At 54.6% G+C, this 15,485-nt stretch carries 14 protein-coding genes; 8 read left to right on the top strand and 6 right to left on the bottom strand.

What is annotated here, in order from left to right; all coding sequences use genetic code 11:
- Positions 1-45 precede the first annotated feature (45 nt).
- The gene (locus tag PH7735_RS09070) at positions 46-1,659 is read left to right on the top strand and encodes a tetrathionate reductase family octaheme c-type cytochrome (RefSeq protein ID WP_058310925.1); all 1,614 of its coding nucleotides are present in this window, start codon (positions 46-48) and stop codon (positions 1,657-1,659) included.
- Positions 1,652-2,311 (top strand): cytochrome b/b6 domain-containing protein, encoded by a 660-nt coding sequence (locus PH7735_RS09065; protein WP_058310924.1) that lies wholly within the window; start codon positions 1,652-1,654, stop codon positions 2,309-2,311. The genes PH7735_RS09070 and PH7735_RS09065 overlap by 8 nt, the downstream gene beginning before the upstream one ends.
- A gap of 138 nt (positions 2,312-2,449) precedes the next feature.
- Here PH7735_RS09065 and mepK read toward each other — a convergent pair whose 3' ends face one another.
- A complete protein-coding gene (gene mepK, locus PH7735_RS09060; RefSeq protein WP_058310923.1) occupies positions 2,450-3,019 on the bottom strand; it encodes a peptidoglycan L,D-endopeptidase MepK in 570 nt (189 codons plus the stop codon).
- A gap of 317 nt (positions 3,020-3,336) precedes the next feature.
- Between mepK and PH7735_RS09055 the strand changes: the two genes are divergently transcribed.
- The 4 genes from PH7735_RS09055 to PH7735_RS09040 are packed head-to-tail and all read left to right on the top strand — an operon-like array spanning position 3,337 to position 7,592.
- Positions 3,337-4,950 (top strand): L,D-transpeptidase family protein, encoded by a 1,614-nt coding sequence (locus PH7735_RS09055; protein ID WP_082645165.1) that lies wholly within the window; start codon positions 3,337-3,339, stop codon positions 4,948-4,950.
- A 25-nt stretch (positions 4,951-4,975) separates the two neighbouring features.
- Entirely contained in the window at positions 4,976-6,067 is a 1,092-nt protein-coding gene (lpxD, locus tag PH7735_RS09050) for a UDP-3-O-(3-hydroxymyristoyl)glucosamine N-acyltransferase (protein WP_058310922.1), read from the top strand.
- 33 nt (positions 6,068-6,100) lie between these two features.
- Positions 6,101-6,361 (top strand): acyl carrier protein, encoded by a 261-nt coding sequence (locus tag PH7735_RS09045; RefSeq protein WP_058310921.1) that lies wholly within the window; start codon positions 6,101-6,103, stop codon positions 6,359-6,361.
- A 22-nt stretch (positions 6,362-6,383) separates the two neighbouring features.
- On the top strand, positions 6,384-7,592 hold the full coding sequence (locus PH7735_RS09040) for a beta-ketoacyl-[acyl-carrier-protein] synthase family protein (RefSeq protein ID WP_058310920.1): 1,209 nt from the start codon (positions 6,384-6,386) through the stop codon (positions 7,590-7,592).
- A gap of 77 nt (positions 7,593-7,669) precedes the next feature.
- Here the strand turns inward: PH7735_RS09040 and PH7735_RS09035 are convergent, their stop codons facing one another.
- Positions 7,670-8,269, bottom strand: a complete 600-nt coding sequence (locus PH7735_RS09035; protein ID WP_058310919.1) for an invasion associated locus B family protein — start codon at positions 8,267-8,269, stop codon at positions 7,670-7,672.
- 427 nt (positions 8,270-8,696) lie between these two features.
- On the opposite strand from PH7735_RS09035, the gene PH7735_RS09030 reads away from it, so the two are divergent.
- Both PH7735_RS09030 and PH7735_RS09025 read left to right on the top strand, forming a co-directional pair.
- A complete protein-coding gene (locus tag PH7735_RS09030; RefSeq protein ID WP_058310918.1) occupies positions 8,697-10,238 on the top strand; it encodes a helicase HerA-like domain-containing protein in 1,542 nt (513 codons plus the stop codon).
- A 95-nt stretch (positions 10,239-10,333) separates the two neighbouring features.
- A complete protein-coding gene (locus PH7735_RS09025) occupies positions 10,334-11,959 on the top strand; it encodes a hypothetical protein (RefSeq protein ID WP_058310917.1) in 1,626 nt (541 codons plus the stop codon).
- A 267-nt stretch (positions 11,960-12,226) separates the two neighbouring features.
- Here the strand turns inward: PH7735_RS09025 and PH7735_RS09020 are convergent, their stop codons facing one another.
- The 4 genes from PH7735_RS09020 to PH7735_RS09010 are packed head-to-tail and all read right to left on the bottom strand — an operon-like array spanning position 12,227 to position 15,454.
- A complete protein-coding gene (locus tag PH7735_RS09020) occupies positions 12,227-13,528 on the bottom strand; it encodes a branched-chain amino acid ABC transporter permease (protein WP_058310916.1) in 1,302 nt (433 codons plus the stop codon).
- Complete coding sequence (locus tag PH7735_RS09015; RefSeq protein WP_058310915.1) at positions 13,525-14,535, bottom strand: branched-chain amino acid ABC transporter permease; 1,011 nt, start codon at positions 14,533-14,535, stop codon at positions 13,525-13,527. Before PH7735_RS09015 ends, PH7735_RS09020 begins: the two co-directional genes overlap by 4 nt.
- 40 nt (positions 14,536-14,575) lie before the next feature.
- On the bottom strand, positions 14,576-14,743 hold the full coding sequence (locus PH7735_RS20700; RefSeq protein ID WP_158503208.1) for a hypothetical protein: 168 nt from the start codon (positions 14,741-14,743) through the stop codon (positions 14,576-14,578).
- Between the two features lie 3 nt (positions 14,744-14,746).
- Positions 14,747-15,454 carry an ABC transporter ATP-binding protein gene (locus tag PH7735_RS09010; protein ID WP_058310914.1) on the bottom strand — a complete coding sequence of 236 codons (708 nt, stop codon included), beginning with the start codon at positions 15,452-15,454 and terminating at the stop codon, positions 14,747-14,749.
- Positions 15,455-15,485 lie beyond the last annotated feature (31 nt).

The raw sequence follows: 15,485 nt of genomic DNA, 5'->3' as shown, positions 1-15,485 counted from the left end.
CAGGAAACGCGCATTCCATTTGTTCTTCTCACGGGAGGAGTCAGTATGATTTTGAAAAGGACCCTGACCGGTGTTGTCCTTGCTTTGGGTGTGGCGGGTTTGGCCGTGGCCGAAGAAAGTACCGGTTCATCGACAGCTGACCATTCGAAGTTTCCGATCCTTCAGAAGGACTTCAAATCGGGCCCCGAAGTGACCGAGGCCTGCCTGTCCTGCCACACAGAGGCAGACAATCAGTTCATGCATTCCATTCACTTCACATGGGAATATGAACACCCCGAAACCGGTCAGGTTTTGGGCAAGAAAAACGTGATCAACGCCTTTTGCGGAAGTGTTGCCGGAAACGAACCACGGTGCACCTCATGTCACGCGGGCTATGGCTGGGAAGACATGAGCCAACCGCCACCGCAGGCGGCAACCGCCAAGGATTGTCTGGTGTGCCACGATACGTCTGATCAATACACGAAACTGGCCACAGCGGCAGGGCACCCGCCCTTGGAAGCCAAGGGTAAAACCATTACCGGCGCCAAAGCATGGGCCGTTGATCTGACCAAGGCAGCCCAGAGTGTGGGCATGCCGGATCGTGACAACTGTGGCAATTGTCACTTTTATGGCGGCGGCGGTGACAACGTCAAACATGGTGACCTGTCTTCTGTTTTGTACGAGCCATCTTTGGATGTGGATGTCCATATGTCGCCTGAAGGCGAGAACATGGTCTGTTCCGATTGCCATGTCAGTGATCGCCACCAATGGGCGGGATCGCGCTATAATGTGCTGGCGTCTGATCCGCATGGCACGGGCAAACCCGGCGAAGAGCGTCATGCCGCATCCTGCCAATCCTGTCATGGGAATGAACCGCACCCTGCCAATATCAAAGGTTTGAAGCTGAACGATCATTCCGACACTTTGGCCTGCCAAAGCTGTCACATCCCTGAATTTGCGCGTGGTGGCGTCCCGACAAAATCATTCTGGGATTGGTCCACAGCGGGCCGTTTGGACGAGGATGGCAAACCGATCAAGGAAGACAACTACGTCTCCTCAACCGGCCAGCATCTGCACACATATATGTCTACCAAGGGCGACTTTGATTATCAGGAAGACGCAACGCCTTATTATGCCTGGTTTGATGGGCAGGTCGAATACACCACGATTGACCGCAAGATTGATCCGACCAAAACCGTTGAGGTGAACGTCATCCATGGCGACCGGGCGGACGGGACATCGCGCATCTGGCCGTTCAAGCGAATGGAAGGGCGGCAAGCCTATGATAAGGTGAATGAAAACCTTGTTTACACACATGTGTGGGGCCCCACGACAGACACGGCGTTCTGGACCAACTTTGACTGGGGCAAGGCAATTGATGCCGGTATGAAGGCCGCGAACCAGCCCTATTCCGGTGAGTTCGATTTTGTCGACACATATATGTACTGGCCGATCACCCACATGGTGGCGCCCGCGGAAAACGCAGTTGAATGCGCCGAATGCCATCAGGAAAACGGGCGGCTTGTCGATGTAGCAGGCGTGTTCATGCCCGGCACAGACCCGAACGGCTGGGTTGGTCTGTTGGGCAAGGTGATTGTGCTGATGTCCTTCTTTGGCGTGATGGGCCACGCAGTGCTGCGGATCTTCTCGCGAACTTCAAATGGAGACCATCATGGCTAAACGTATTGTAAAAGTTTATCCGCTGTTTGAACGCCTTTGGCACTGGATGCAGGTTCTCTTGATCCTGATCTTGATGATCACGGGGATGGGGCTGAACGGGGTGCATGACGCGATTCCCTTTGGTCCAGCCGTGATGCTTCACACTTTGGCGGCTCTGGGCTTGTTGGCGCTTTGGATATTCGCAACCTTCTGGCTGTTCACGACGGGCACCTGGAAGCAGTTTATCCCAAAGATCGAAGGGATGCTGTCGATGGCACGTTATTATGCCTATGGCGTATTCCAGGGCGAAGAACATCCCTACGAAAAAATGTTCTGGCGCAAACACAATCCACTTCAGGCCGCGACTTACTTTGTGTTGAAGTGGTTCATTTTTCCGGCCATCTGGATCACGGGATTGCTCTATCTGACCTATAATCTCTGGTCGTCGGGCGACTCGGTTGTGGCCATTACCCTGATCGCCAACCTTCATCTTCTGTCAGCCTATGTGATTGGCGCGTTCATCGTGGTGCATGTTTATCTGCTCACCGTGGGGCACGGGTTCAAAGAGCATGTGAAACCGATGGTGACGGGCTATGACCAGATTGATCTCACTCCCGAGCAGGAGGCCTATCTGGAAAGTAATGAACCGGATCGCCTGAAACCCGTATCCTGAGGGGATCGGCGAAAAGGATCGATGAAGGCGCAGATGGGGTCTGCGCCTTTTTTCGTGCAAGATGTGTGCAAACAGACAAAAGAAAACCGGCTATGATCCTGTCAAAGCCGGTTTCTTTATTCTCGGTAAAGAGGCGGGTTAGCCGCCCCAGGTGCGGACAACGCCGCAATCCATGTGCACAAAGTTCGACCGCGAGTAGCGGCCCACGCCGCCAGCAGCACAGGCCGAAGCCGCACGTGCCATCTGACCGACAGAGCGAGACGACAAACGAAGATCGGCCGCTTGGCCCTTCATGTGCAGGGAATTCTTGGCAACACCACGCGAGCGAGAGCGCAACATGGCGTTGGTTTGCGGGCTGCGATAGCCCGACAGAAGAGTGTAGGGTTCGTTCACATCCAGAAGATTGTGTGACGCCGCCATAATATCGACTGTGCGCAGATCAATGGATTTCACGCCGTCCGTGCGCCAGTCACGCATAAACAGGTTAATCTCTTTCACCGCGTCTTTGATATATTGACCTTCGATCCAGTAGATCGTGTCCAGCCGTTCGCCCGTGCGCCCCGAATACATACGAATGCGTCGTATGTCGCCAGAGCCGCGTAGGAACCCGGCCGCACTTGAGAAGGTGGGTGCTGCTGCAACAGTTGTTGCTGCGAATGCGCGCAAAAGGCCGCGCCTTGTCATGCTCAGCGAGCTTGTATCAGTCATAGTTTCAGCGCCTGTCCCGTCGCTTACCTGCCGCCACGATGTTACGTGGCATTGTAAAAACATCCCCAGATGCAAGGACGTTATTACATATTCGGAATCACCAACCAAGCGTTCATTTCGGCGCAGAAACCACAATCAAGCATTTTAGGCGAAAATTTGCGCAATCGCGTATTTTGTGGCTTTCTGGCCCAAAACTGCGTTCCCCTTGCATCACGTCTTCATCTCCTTCATCACCTCGAAACATTGTGAATGGACATGATTGTCATATTTTCGAAAAATCTGGTTAACGAGACAAAAGAAATTTGAGGAACGCGTGAATGGTTGGTTTTGCTCGCAAATTTTATCGGTATGCGATGGTATCGGGTCTGGCTGTTTTGAGTACAGGCGTGATTGCGGCGTCGCCAGCACAGGCACAGGTGACTGCTTTCAAACAGGCTGTTGCCGAGGCCGCATCACGCGATGATGCGTTGTCTGCCTTTTACCGCGAAAACGGGTTTCAACCGGTCTGGACCGTGGATTCGCCGATTGGCGTCGAGCGGCGGTCGGCACTATTGCGGGCCTTGCGGGATGCGGATCAACACGGGTTGCCAGTCAAACGGTATAACTTTGATGCTTTGTATGCCCAGCTCGGGGATGCGGACACGCCGCGAGAGTTGGGTCTTGCCGAAGTCGCCATGAGCGACGCTTTCCTCACCTATGCCAAAGACGTCCAGAGCGGGATGTTCAAACCGTCATCGCTGGATAATGACATCAAACGCAAAGCGCCGGTTCGGGATCGCCGTGAAAACCTCGAGACCTTCCTCGACAGTGATCCTTCGGCCTTTATCAAGACGTTGCCACCAACCACGTCGCAATATGTCGGCTTGATGAAAGAAAAGAAGCGGCTGGAGCATGTCATTGATCTGGGTGGCTGGGGCCCCACAGTTCAGGCCAAAAAGCTCAAACCCGGAGATTCCGGAAAAGCCGTAGTTGCGCTTCGTAACCGGTTGATTACGCTGGGATACCTCGAACGAAGTGCTGCCATTACCTTTGATACAGAGATGCAAAAAGCGGTGCAGGCATTCCAGCTTGCCAATGGTCTCGAGGCGGATGGCGTTGCGGGTTCGGGCACAATTGCCGAAATCAACCGCCCGCCGCAAGAGCGCCTGAAGTCGATCATGGTCGCGATGGAGCGTGAGCGGTGGTTGAACAAGGAACGTGGCGAACGCCATGTGCTTGTAAACCTGACAGATTTCACCGCGCGGATTATCGATCACGATGCGGTCACCTTCGAGACACGCTCGGTCGTCGGGAAAAACCAGAGCGACCGTCGCAGTCCGGAGTTTTCCGATGTGATGGAGCATATGGTGATCAATCCGACGTGGAATGTGCCGCGCTCGATTGCAACCAAAGAATACCTGCCCATGCTCAAGCGTAATCCCAACGCTGTCAGCTATCTGAAACTGGTGAATTCACGTGGTCAGGTGGTGAATCGCGGGAACGTCAATTTCAGCCAGTTCACGGCACGCAACTTTCCGTTCGACATCAAGCAGGCCCCCGGAAGCCGGAATGCTCTGGGTCTTGTAAAGTTTATGTTCCCGAACAAGTACAACATCTATCTGCATGATACGCCTGCGAAAAACCTGTTTTCGCGCGAAGTGCGCGCCTATAGCCATGGATGTATTCGCCTGCACCAGCCGTTTGATTTTGCCTACGCGCTTTTGGCGCGACAGGTCGACAACCCCAAAGAGTATTTTCAGACGCGGTTAAAAACCGGTCGCGAAACCACCGTCGATCTCATTCAGGACATTCCGGTTCACATTATCTATCGTACCGCGTTCAGTGATGCCAAAGGTCATATGAACTATCGTCGTGATATCTATGGACGTGACGCCAAGATATGGAAGGCGATGGCCAACGAAGGGGTGGCGCTGGACGCAGTGCAGGGGTAAAACTCCCGCAAAAAGCGGGGATTGCATGGCCTATACACTTCAGCAGATCGCAGATGCCATCGGAGCAACCGCTCTCGGGGACACCTCTCTTATTGTGGCCCGCGTGGCCGAGCCCGCATCGGCCGGGCCGGATGATCTGGCGCTGCTCACCAATCCCAAATTTGCTGCGGGTCTCGCGGCAGGCAAGGCGCGCGCCGCGATGCTTTGGGAAGGGGCTGACTGGGAAGGCATGGGGCTGGCTGGTGCAATCGTGTCCAGCCGAGGCCGGTTTGCCTTGTCGGGACTGTCGCGGATCATGGATCCGGGCCAACACTTTGGATCAGGCATCCATGCGATGGCGGTGGTGGATCCAACCGCCGAGATTGGTGAAAACGTTAGCATCGGCCCGTTTGCGATGGTTGGTGCCCGTGCACGTATTGGCGCAAACAGCATTGTTGGCCCCAATTGCAGTGTGGGCGCGGATGCGACGCTGGGGGCCGATTGTTTCCTGCGTGAGCAGGTGTCCATTGGCGCGCGTGCAACCATCGGTGACCGGTTTATTGCGCAACCCGGTGTGCGGATAGCCTCGGACGGGTTTTCCTTTGTAACGCCTGAAAAATCCGGTGTCGAAGCCGCACGGGAAACCCTGGGGGATCAGGGCGACATCAAATCCCAGACATGGGCCCGCATTCACAGCTTGGGGTCTGTCACAATCGGGGACGATGTCGAGATCGGCGCCAATTCCTGTATCGATTGCGGCACCATACGTGACACGGTTATCGGCAATGGCGTGAAAATGGATAACCTCGTGCACATCGCGCACAACGTGGAAATCGGCGACAACACCCTGCTTGCGGGGCAGGTGGGTATCGCCGGATCAACCAAAATCGGCAAAAACGTTGTGTTTGGGGGCCAATGTGGCGTGTCAGACAATATTACCGTGGGCGACAATGTGATTGCAGGGGGCGGGACCAAGATGATGTCCAAAGTGCCGGCTGGTCGTGTGGTGCTTGGATATCCGGCTGTCAAAATGGAGACACACTTGGAGATGTATAAGGGCCTCAGACGCCTGCCGCGTCTGTTCGAAGATGTGTCCGCCTTGAAGGCAGCTATTTCAAAGACGGACTCCAATGACTAAATCACTGCCAGACATGGCGAAAGGAAGACGACAATGAGCATCAAGGACCAGGTAATCGGGATTATCGCCGAACAGGCCGTTCTGGAACCTTCGGATGTTACCCTCGAAAGCACATTGGAAGATCTGGGCATCGACAGCCTTGGTCTTGTCGAGAGCATTTTTGCGATCGAAGAAGCCTTTGATATTTCCGTGCCTTTTAATGCCAACGAGCCACAGCAAAGCGATTTTGACATCTCTTCTGTGGCATCGATCATTGCCGGTATTGAAAAGCTTGTCGCGGAACAAAAGAGCTAAGTCAGCTCGGACGGAGGACCGAATGAAACGCGTCGTCATCACAGGTGCGGGAACTATTAACGCTCTGGGTCATAATGTGGCCGACACGCTGGACGCATTCCGTGAAGGGCGTTGTGGTATTGGTCCGCTGGACATGCAGGACGTGGACCGTCTTGCCGTGAAAATCGGGGCACAGGTCCGCGGGTTTGAAACCGAGGGCCTGTTCAATCGTCAACAGATGTCACTCTATGACCGGTTTACCCAGTTCACGCTGGTTGCCGCGCGCGAAGCCATCGCCCAATCCGGTCTCGAGTTTCATGGCGATCTGTCAGCGAAATCCGGTGTTGTTCTGGGAAACTCCGGCGGTGGTATGACCACGTTGGATGCCAATTATCGCACGGTCTATGAAGACGGCAAAAACCGAGTACACCCGTTTGTCGTGCCAAAGCTGATGAACAACGCTGCGGCCAGCCACGTCAGCATGGAATTCAACCTCAAAGGGCCGTCCTTTACCGTGGCCTCGGCCTGTGCGTCTTCAAACCACGCAATGGCACAGGCCTTTCAGATGGTGAAATCCGGCATGGCGCCCGTGATGATCACGGGCGGATCGGAATCCATGTTGTGCTTTGGCGGGGTCAAGGCGTGGGAAGGGCTGCGTGTCATGTCAAAAGACGCCTGTCGTCCGTTTTCGGCCAACCGAAACGGTATGGTTCAGGGCGAAGGCGCGGGTATTTTCGTGTTCGAGGAATATGACCATGCGCGTGCGCGTGGGGCCGAAATTCTGGCCGAAGTGGCCGGTTTTGCGATGAGTTCGGATGCCGCAGATATTGTGATGCCGTCCAAACAAGGGGCGTCGCGGGCAATTGCGGGGGCTTTGGCAGATGCCAAACTGAACCCTTCCGATGTGGGCTATATCAATGCGCATGGCACGGGCACGGCGGCCAATGACAAAACGGAATGCGCCGCGGTTGCGGATGTGTTTGGCGCGCATGCCGACAACCTTATGATTTCCTCGACCAAGTCCATGCACGGGCACTTGATTGGCGGAACGGGGGCTGTGGAACTGCTTGCCGGTATCATGGCGCTGCGCGAAGGCGTCATTGCGCCCACGATTGGCTATGAGGAACACGACCCCGAATGCGCGCTGGACGTTGTTCCGAACGAAGCGCGCGATGCAAAGGTGGATGCGGTTCTGTCTAACGCCTTTGCCTTTGGGGGATTGAACGCCGTGATTGCCCTGCGCAAAGTCTAAAGCAACAGGATGACCAACGAAAAACGCCTGCGACATCTCGCAGGCGTTTTTGATTCATTCAGAGATATTTTTGGGGATCAGTTCGCAACAGCCGTGGATTTGTCATACGCTGCGGTAAAGCCGCGCAAAGACATGCTGACGTTCACGGGCTGGTTCGGGGACCGCGCCGGGAAAATCGTAAGCGCCACGTTTGTGCCGGCTTTATAAGCCTCGACTTCTTCTGCGGTCAGACCGATGCGTGCGAAACAGCCAATGGTGTTACAGAAGGCAAAGGGATAGCGCTTTGTTGTTGTGCCATCGATGGTCACCGTCAACTGCGAGGTCAGCAACGTTTCCAGAGGCACGACGAATGTTGCGCCAGCCGCCGCTGGTGAGCCGTCAGGCAGACGATAGGCCGTGACTTCTGCTACTGCAGTACCCGAGGCATCTTTCAAAAGCTGGTACATGCGGCAAGGACGTGGTTCGGGACCCGTTTTTGCGCATTGCAGGCTCCAGTCGCCATAGGTGTCGTTTGTCACGTCATCCGTAGGTCCAGAGCTTTGGGCAGGTGCATTGTTGTTGACAGTTTCACCCATCGCCAACGACCCGTCGGAAAGCGAACCGACGCCCTGCGACAGAGCGGGAACAGACGTTGCAAGGAATGCCAGAGTTGCCAGATAGATTGCTTTGTTTTTCATGAATCAAACCGCCAGTTTGTTGTGTCGATATTCGCTTAACATGCGTTGGCAGCAATGTCAGGGCAAACGGGCGGCTATTTTCCAACAAGGCAAAAAATCGCCGCAGGGTGACCTAAGGTCACCTCTGAATCAAGCCCAAAATAAGAAAAGAGGCCCTAAGGCCTCTTTTCCATATTCACTCCCCGTCGGACTGGCCGACTTATTCATTGAGGGAACGCTACGAATAAAAAAGCGACCCGTCAACAGTAAAAAACGATGTTCTTCGGTTTGATATTGCACAAAAAAAGCCACGCAATATTTGCGTGGCTCAGTTCAACAGGGAGGAAACAATCCGAAAGCCAATTTGGTGTTTCGGATGGATTCAATGTGGCGCAAATTCGTTAAGATTGTATTTTGGTAAAATAGAATTTCAGTGTGGGGATGTGTCTTGGAAGATTCGGTATTTATTGGCGGGGGCGGCGAAAACTATGCCGTCAAACAGGGTCTGACACTAAAGTATGCCAACCGACATGGTTTGGTTGCCGGTGCGACCGGCACGGGCAAGTCCGTGACACTTCAGATTCTGGCGGAAGGCTTCTCCAAAGCGGGCGTGCCGGTGTTTCTGTCGGACGTAAAAGGCGATCTTTCTGGAATTGCCGCCGCTGGAAGCGAAACCTTCAAGCTTCATCAGGCATTTTCCGACCGTGCTGCCAAAATCGGGTTTGATGATTACGGATACGAGGCATTTCCCGTCACGTTCTGGGATCTGCTTGGCGAGCAGGGGCATCCGGTGCGCACCACCGTCGCCGAGATGGGGCCTTTGTTGCTGGCGCGACTTCTGGAACTCTCCGAAGCACAGGAAGGCATCCTGAACATTGCGTTCCGTCTTGCGGATGAGCAGGGGTTGCCGTTGCTGGACCTCAAAGACCTGCAGGCGCTTCTTGTCTGGGTTGGCGAGAACCGCAAAGACCTCGCGCTGCGCTACGGGGCCATCTCTGTTGCATCGGTGGGGGCGATCCAGCGTCGCTTGCTTATTCTGGAAAACCAGGGTGGTGCAAAGCTGTTTGGCGAACCCGCTCTGGAATTGACCGATATTATGATGACCGACGCGGACGGGCGGGGACGGATCAACATCCTTGCCGCGGACAAGCTGATGGGCTCGCCACGTCTCTATGCGACGTTCCTGCTGTGGTTGCTTTCGGAATTGTTCGAGGAACTGCCCGAAGTGGGAGATCCGGACAAGCCGAAACTGGTGTTCTTTTTCGACGAAGCGCATCTGCTGTTTGAAGATGCGCCAAAGGCTCTGGTGGACAAGGTTGAACAAGTGGCGCGTCTGATCCGCTCCAAAGGGGTTGGCGTCTATTTCATCTCGCAAAACCCCTCTGACATTCCTGAAGACATTCTGGGCCAGCTGGGCAACCGCATTCAGCACGCCTTGCGGGCCTTTACCGCGCGGGACCGCAAACAGCTGCGGCTGGCGGCGGAAACCTATCGCGATAACCCGAGGTTCTCGACCGAGGACGCCATTCGCGAGGTCGGCGTCGGCGAAGCCGTCACGTCGATGCTCATGAAAAAGGGCGTGCCCGGCATTGTCGAGCGCACACTCGTTCGTCCGCCATCGTCCAAACTGGGACCCATTGATCCCTCGGACCGCAAGCAGGTGATCAATACATCGCCTGTGGCAGGCAAATACGAAACGTTGAAAGACCGGCGGTCGGCCTATGAAATCCTGAAACAGCGTGCCGAGAAAGCGGCAACAGATGCCGAGGCTCTGGAAGCGCAGGAAGAAGACATGCCGGCGCACGAGCGCGAGTTCAACGCCGGGCGGCGTTATAGTGGCACCCGTGTGACACGATCGACGTCACGCACCACACGCAAGCAAGACAGCTTTGGTGAGGCCATGGGGAAAATGGTCATGAAAGAACTGTCTGGCACCACGGGCCGCAAACTTGTGCGTGGCATTCTGGGCAGCCTCTTCAAAGGCCGCTGAACGCCGGTGTCATCTTCTAAATGAGAATGAACAAAGAAAGGCCGCTCTGATGTAAGTCTCTCGGCAGAGGTGCGTTTGAACTTGGCCGTGTGTCAATGTCAGGTTTGAGCCAATTCTCATTGATGCTGCGGGACGCATGGAGGTCGGCTTTTCTGTACAAAACCAACATTGAAATTCATTTGACCGGCTGGCATCGTACTATCAACATCACTCTAGGATCGAGCATGTACCTCCAACCAATTCTGGCCTTCGTTATTGTGCTCTGTGCAAATACCACTTTCGCAGCAGAATATTGTATGGTGCCTGTTGCTGGGAGTGAACCAACTCTAAGAGTCGAGGTCGAACAACCTTACCGCATAGCTACGCGCCCAAGGGGTCTTCCTGGGTATGCTGGACTGGTTGTTAACGCGTTCAATCGGCATGAGCTCTATGAATTTGACGGGAACAACCTGAAACGTATCGAAAGTGATTTCCCGCATGTCTGGGGGGGCGCATTCGAGCAAGGAATCCGAATTTCCCCAAAACACGACGCTTACGGCCTCGGATCAAGGCCAAGGGTGGTGTTCTATATTCCGCATGGCGCTTCCAGTTGGCGGCCAATCGAAGAAACAAAGGGTTACTACAACGCGTTCTTTGATCAGGGTTCTGGTGAACTTTACGTGCGGCAAACATCGGCAGGGGCCGCCATTCGTTTAAGCGGTGGTGTTATGTACAAAGACGCAAAGCTGCCCATCTTCAATGAAGATCCAACTAAATCCATCCGGACCATACCAGAAGCTAATGGTGTCATGGCACTGACCGGGCCGCATCGTGCGACCCCTGCTGAAAGCAGTTCGGTTTGGTTTCGCGTTTTTGGCGGAATGTGGAGACGAATTGAGATTGATCTGCCGGAAGGGCAGCGGATCTTCAGTGACCTTCGCGACGCAAGAATTCAGATAAGCAATGGGTTGGTCAGAGTATTTCCTAACAACTCCGCTTTCGAGCCACTGATTTTTCGGATTTCACCCCAAGGCCTGACTTTTGCAGGAAGCGCTCCCAGAGGCGACTGGCACTACCATCCATCTAGTGAAACCTGGATTGGGTGGAGTGGCCAGCTGGTTCAGCCAATTGTTGAAACGCGGTTTGGGTTTTGGAAAGTCGTGGTTCAACCAGTTCTTCCAAAAGCCTTCTCGCTGGGACCAAACCAAACTACGGCGCAAGTTATTTTAGACTTGCAGCCGCCGTACGAAATCTCTGGCACAAAAACATTCTATCGACCGGATGTCACAATCCTAGCTGGCGACATGCCCGCACTTGTTCGCTCTGAAGAAGGGATTGCGATTTTCGACGGTGCAAACTTCGAAGATATTGAGCCACTTCGCTACGATATTATTGGCAATTTCCCTTTCATTCGCACGTTAGGGCCACTGCATCTCATCCAGTCTGAGAATGGTATCTTTTTGCTAGATGTAGATCTGTCCGTTACACGCATTAATCGCTTTCCTACTGAGAACCCTTGGCGACACCAAGTCACGATCTACTACGTAGATGCTTGGCAGACTTACGTTGTTAACGATCGTCGTTCGGGCAAAATCTATGTTTCGCCAGATATGCTGGAATTCGCCGAAGTCAATTCAGCGGAACGAATTACAGGATTTGTGGGTGTCCTAAATGAACCGGCCTCGGTTTTGGCCGTGGGTGAGAGTCACCTTTTTGCAATCACCGATCGATGCGAAATCTAAATTTTCGTAACTTCGAAGTTACAGTTCTAAAGTCGACCATGTCATTACTAGTACTCACGGAAGCAGACCTTGGCGCACTCGCAGCGAAATGGTGCTTTGTCCCGCAAAGCCGCCGTTCCGAAACAAAAACACCCCCCTCAGAAATCTGCGGGGGGTGTTTTTGTTTGGATGCGCCGGTCGTGCTGCGTGATGTTTCTCGTTTTGCAACACTTCCGCCTAGAGGACTGGCTGTGATGAACGGCCTTTTTCACCCTCCAAAGTGCATTCCTATTTTTCCGGTATCAACCCTCTGGGGCTGAAACGTAGAACAAGCAGAAGAATAATCCCCATCGTCATAAGACGCATATGCGCCGCACTATCAAGAAGATGGGCACGCAGGGCGCTGTCATCTGCCATACCGCTTGTGATCAGTTCCATGGTCCAGAGGCCGATCGGTTCCACCTGAATCCAGAGCCACCAGATCAGGAAACCACCAAGAACGGCGCCAAGGTTGTTTCCGGATCCACCCACAATCACCATCACCCAGATCAGGAAGGTAAAGCGCAAAGGGTTATACGTGCCCGGTGTCAGCTGCCCGTCCAGCGTGGTCATCATCGCGCCCGCGATGCCGCAGACAGCCGAGCCAAGAACAAAGATCTGCAAGTGGCGGCGGGTGACGTTTTTGCCCATCGCCTCGGCGGCAACTTCATTGTCGCGGATGGCGCGCATCATGCGGCCCCAAGGGCTTTTCAAGGCCAGTTGCGACGCCACAAGGATCAAGATCAGAACCGCTGCGAACAAAAGCGAATAGCCCGCTTTTACATAGAGGGACGAGGCCGTGACCGGATCCATCCCCAGATTTTGCGCAGCCTGCACAAAGCTTTCGGTTTCTTGCAGGTCGATCTCTTTGGGCACGGGGCGGGGCAGGCCATTGACGTTTTTCACGCCTCGCGCCAGCCAGTCTTCGTTTTTCATCACCGCAATGATGATTTCCGCAATACCCAAGGTCGCAATGGCAAGGTAATCCGACCGAAGGCCCAGTGCGGTTTTCCCAATCAGCCAGGCAACACCCGCAGCCAGCAAACCGCCCATGACCCAAGCCAGCAGAACCGGCAGGCCAAGACCGCCGAGATATCCCGTGGCGGCCGGATTGATTGCCTCAATCGCCTCGACAGCGGGATCAAACAGCGCACGGTAGATAAAGAAGCCACCGATCAAAATGGCCAGAACGGCCACGGTGCGTGCTCTGCCTGCAAGACGTTTATAGGCAAAGACCGTCGCGACAATCGTTGCGGCCCCAAAGGCCAACGCAGCCATGACACGCAGGCCACCCGCGGCCCATGCTTCGGTCACGGGGGGCATCGAGGTCATTACAACCGCCAGACCACCCAGCGCGACAAACCCCATCACACCGACGTTGAACAACCCGGCAAAGCCCCACTGAAGGTTCACCCCCAACGCCATGATGGCCGAGATCAATCCCATGTTCAGCAATCCAAGCGCCGAATTCCACGATTGCATGAAACCGGTGCCAACAATCAGCGCCGCAACAGCTGCGAACAGCAGCGAATTTTTCACTGTATCGTTCATACCGATTTTCCTTTGAAGATGCCGGTTGGCTTAAACAAAAGCACGACGATCAGAATGACAAAGCTGACCGCGAATTTATAGTCTGTGGACAACAGTTGCACGAGGCTGGAGGGTTCAAGCGGCTCGGGCAACCAATAGGTCAGAACCTTTTTCCACGCATATGTGATTGTCACTTCCGAAAAGGCGATGATGAAACCGCCAGCAATCGCGCCCAGCGGATTGCCCAGCCCCCCGACAATGGCGGATGCAAAGATCGGCAGCAAAAGCTGGAAATAAACAAACGGTTTGAAGGTTTTATCCAGACCATAGAGCACGCCCGCAATCGTCGCGAGTGCCGCCACGATCATCCATGTGTACATCACGACGCGCTCGGGATTGATGCCGGACAACAGCGCCAGATCCTCGTTGTCGGAATAGGCGCGCATGGATTTCCCCGTGCGCGTGCGGTTCAGGAACCAGAACAGCGCCGCCACACAGATGACGGCAACAACAACTGTCAGACCTTGTGTGGTCTTGATCGCCAGACCTTCGCGCAGACCGGTCATAGCCTTGAATTCACGCACGGAGATAATGAAACGTTCACCATCCGCGAATTTTTGATCGTTGGGCCCGATGATAAAGCGCACAAGGCCGTTCATGATGAACATCACACCCATAGACACAATCACAAGGATCACGGGTTTGGCCTTTTGTTCTCGATAAAACCGATAGACGACACTGTCGGTTAACAACACCAGCCCTATGGTGCCGAGAATGCCAAAGGGCAGGGCGAGCAGGGCGGTCGGCAGCGGGCCAAAGCTCACGCCCATGCCCTGCAACCACCATGTTACCAGCACTGTCACCATTGCCCCGAACGCCATGGTGTCGCCATGGGCAAAGTTCGAGAACCGCAGGATGCCATAGATAAGCGTCACCCCGAGCGCGCCCAAAGCCAGCTGGCTTCCGTAGGCGACCGCTGGGATCAGCACAAAGTTTGAGAGGGCCACAAGGCCATTCAGAAAGTCCATCAGGTCACGTCTCTCGTTTCGATATTCTTTTTGTCATTCATTAGGTGTCACCTTCGACACAGGTCTCGCCATACACATTCGGATCCTTGCCCTCAGTCGCAACGCAGTTGTCCGACGTGATGGTGAAGGTCTTTTCAGTGAGGCACTTCGGGCCACCAGCCAAGGCCGGCGTCGCCAAAAGTGTCAAAGCTGCAACCCAACGGATCATGTGTTACCCACCCAGGAACGATTTGCGCACTTCCGGGTCGGCCAGAAGTTCTTTGCCCGAGCCGGAATAGGCATTGGCGCCTTGCACCAGAACATAGCCCTTGTCCGCGATTTCAAGGGCTTGCTTGGCGTTCTGTTCCACCATCAGAATGGGCAGGCCGGTGCGGCTGACCTCGATGATGCGGTCGAACAGCTCATCCATTACGATGGGCGACACGCCTGCGGTGGGCTCGTCCAGCATCAACAGCTTCGGCTTGGTCATCAACGCGCGGCCCACAGCGACCTGCTGGCGCTGCCCGCCGGACAATTCGCCTGCGTGTTGGTTGCGCTTTTCCTTGAGGATCGGGAACAGTTCATAGACCTGCTCCATGGTCTCGGAAATGTCGTCCTTACGGATGAACGCCCCCATCTCGAGGTTTTCTTCCACCGACATCGACGTGAAAATGTTGTGGGTCTGGGGCACAAAGCCCATGCCCTTTTGCACGCGCGCCTGTGGCGTCAGATGGGTGATATCCTCCCCATCCAGAAATACCGTTCCAGAATGCACGTTCAACATTCCGAAAACAGCCTTCATTGCCGTCGATTTTCCGGCACCGTTCGGGCCGACAATGACGGCGATCTCGCCTTTGTCGACTTCAATCGTGCAGTCATGCAGAATGTCCGGCCCTTTTCCGTAGCCGCCGGTCATGTTCTGTCCGATCAGAAAGCTCATCGTCTTTTGTCCCTTCTGTTGCCGGTTGAGG

Source organism: Shimia thalassica (assembly GCF_001458215.1).
Lineage (GTDB): Bacteria > Pseudomonadota > Alphaproteobacteria > Rhodobacterales > Rhodobacteraceae > Shimia > Shimia thalassica.
Note: the sequence above shows the minus strand (reverse complement) of the source record. Positions and strands in the feature narration are given on the sequence as shown.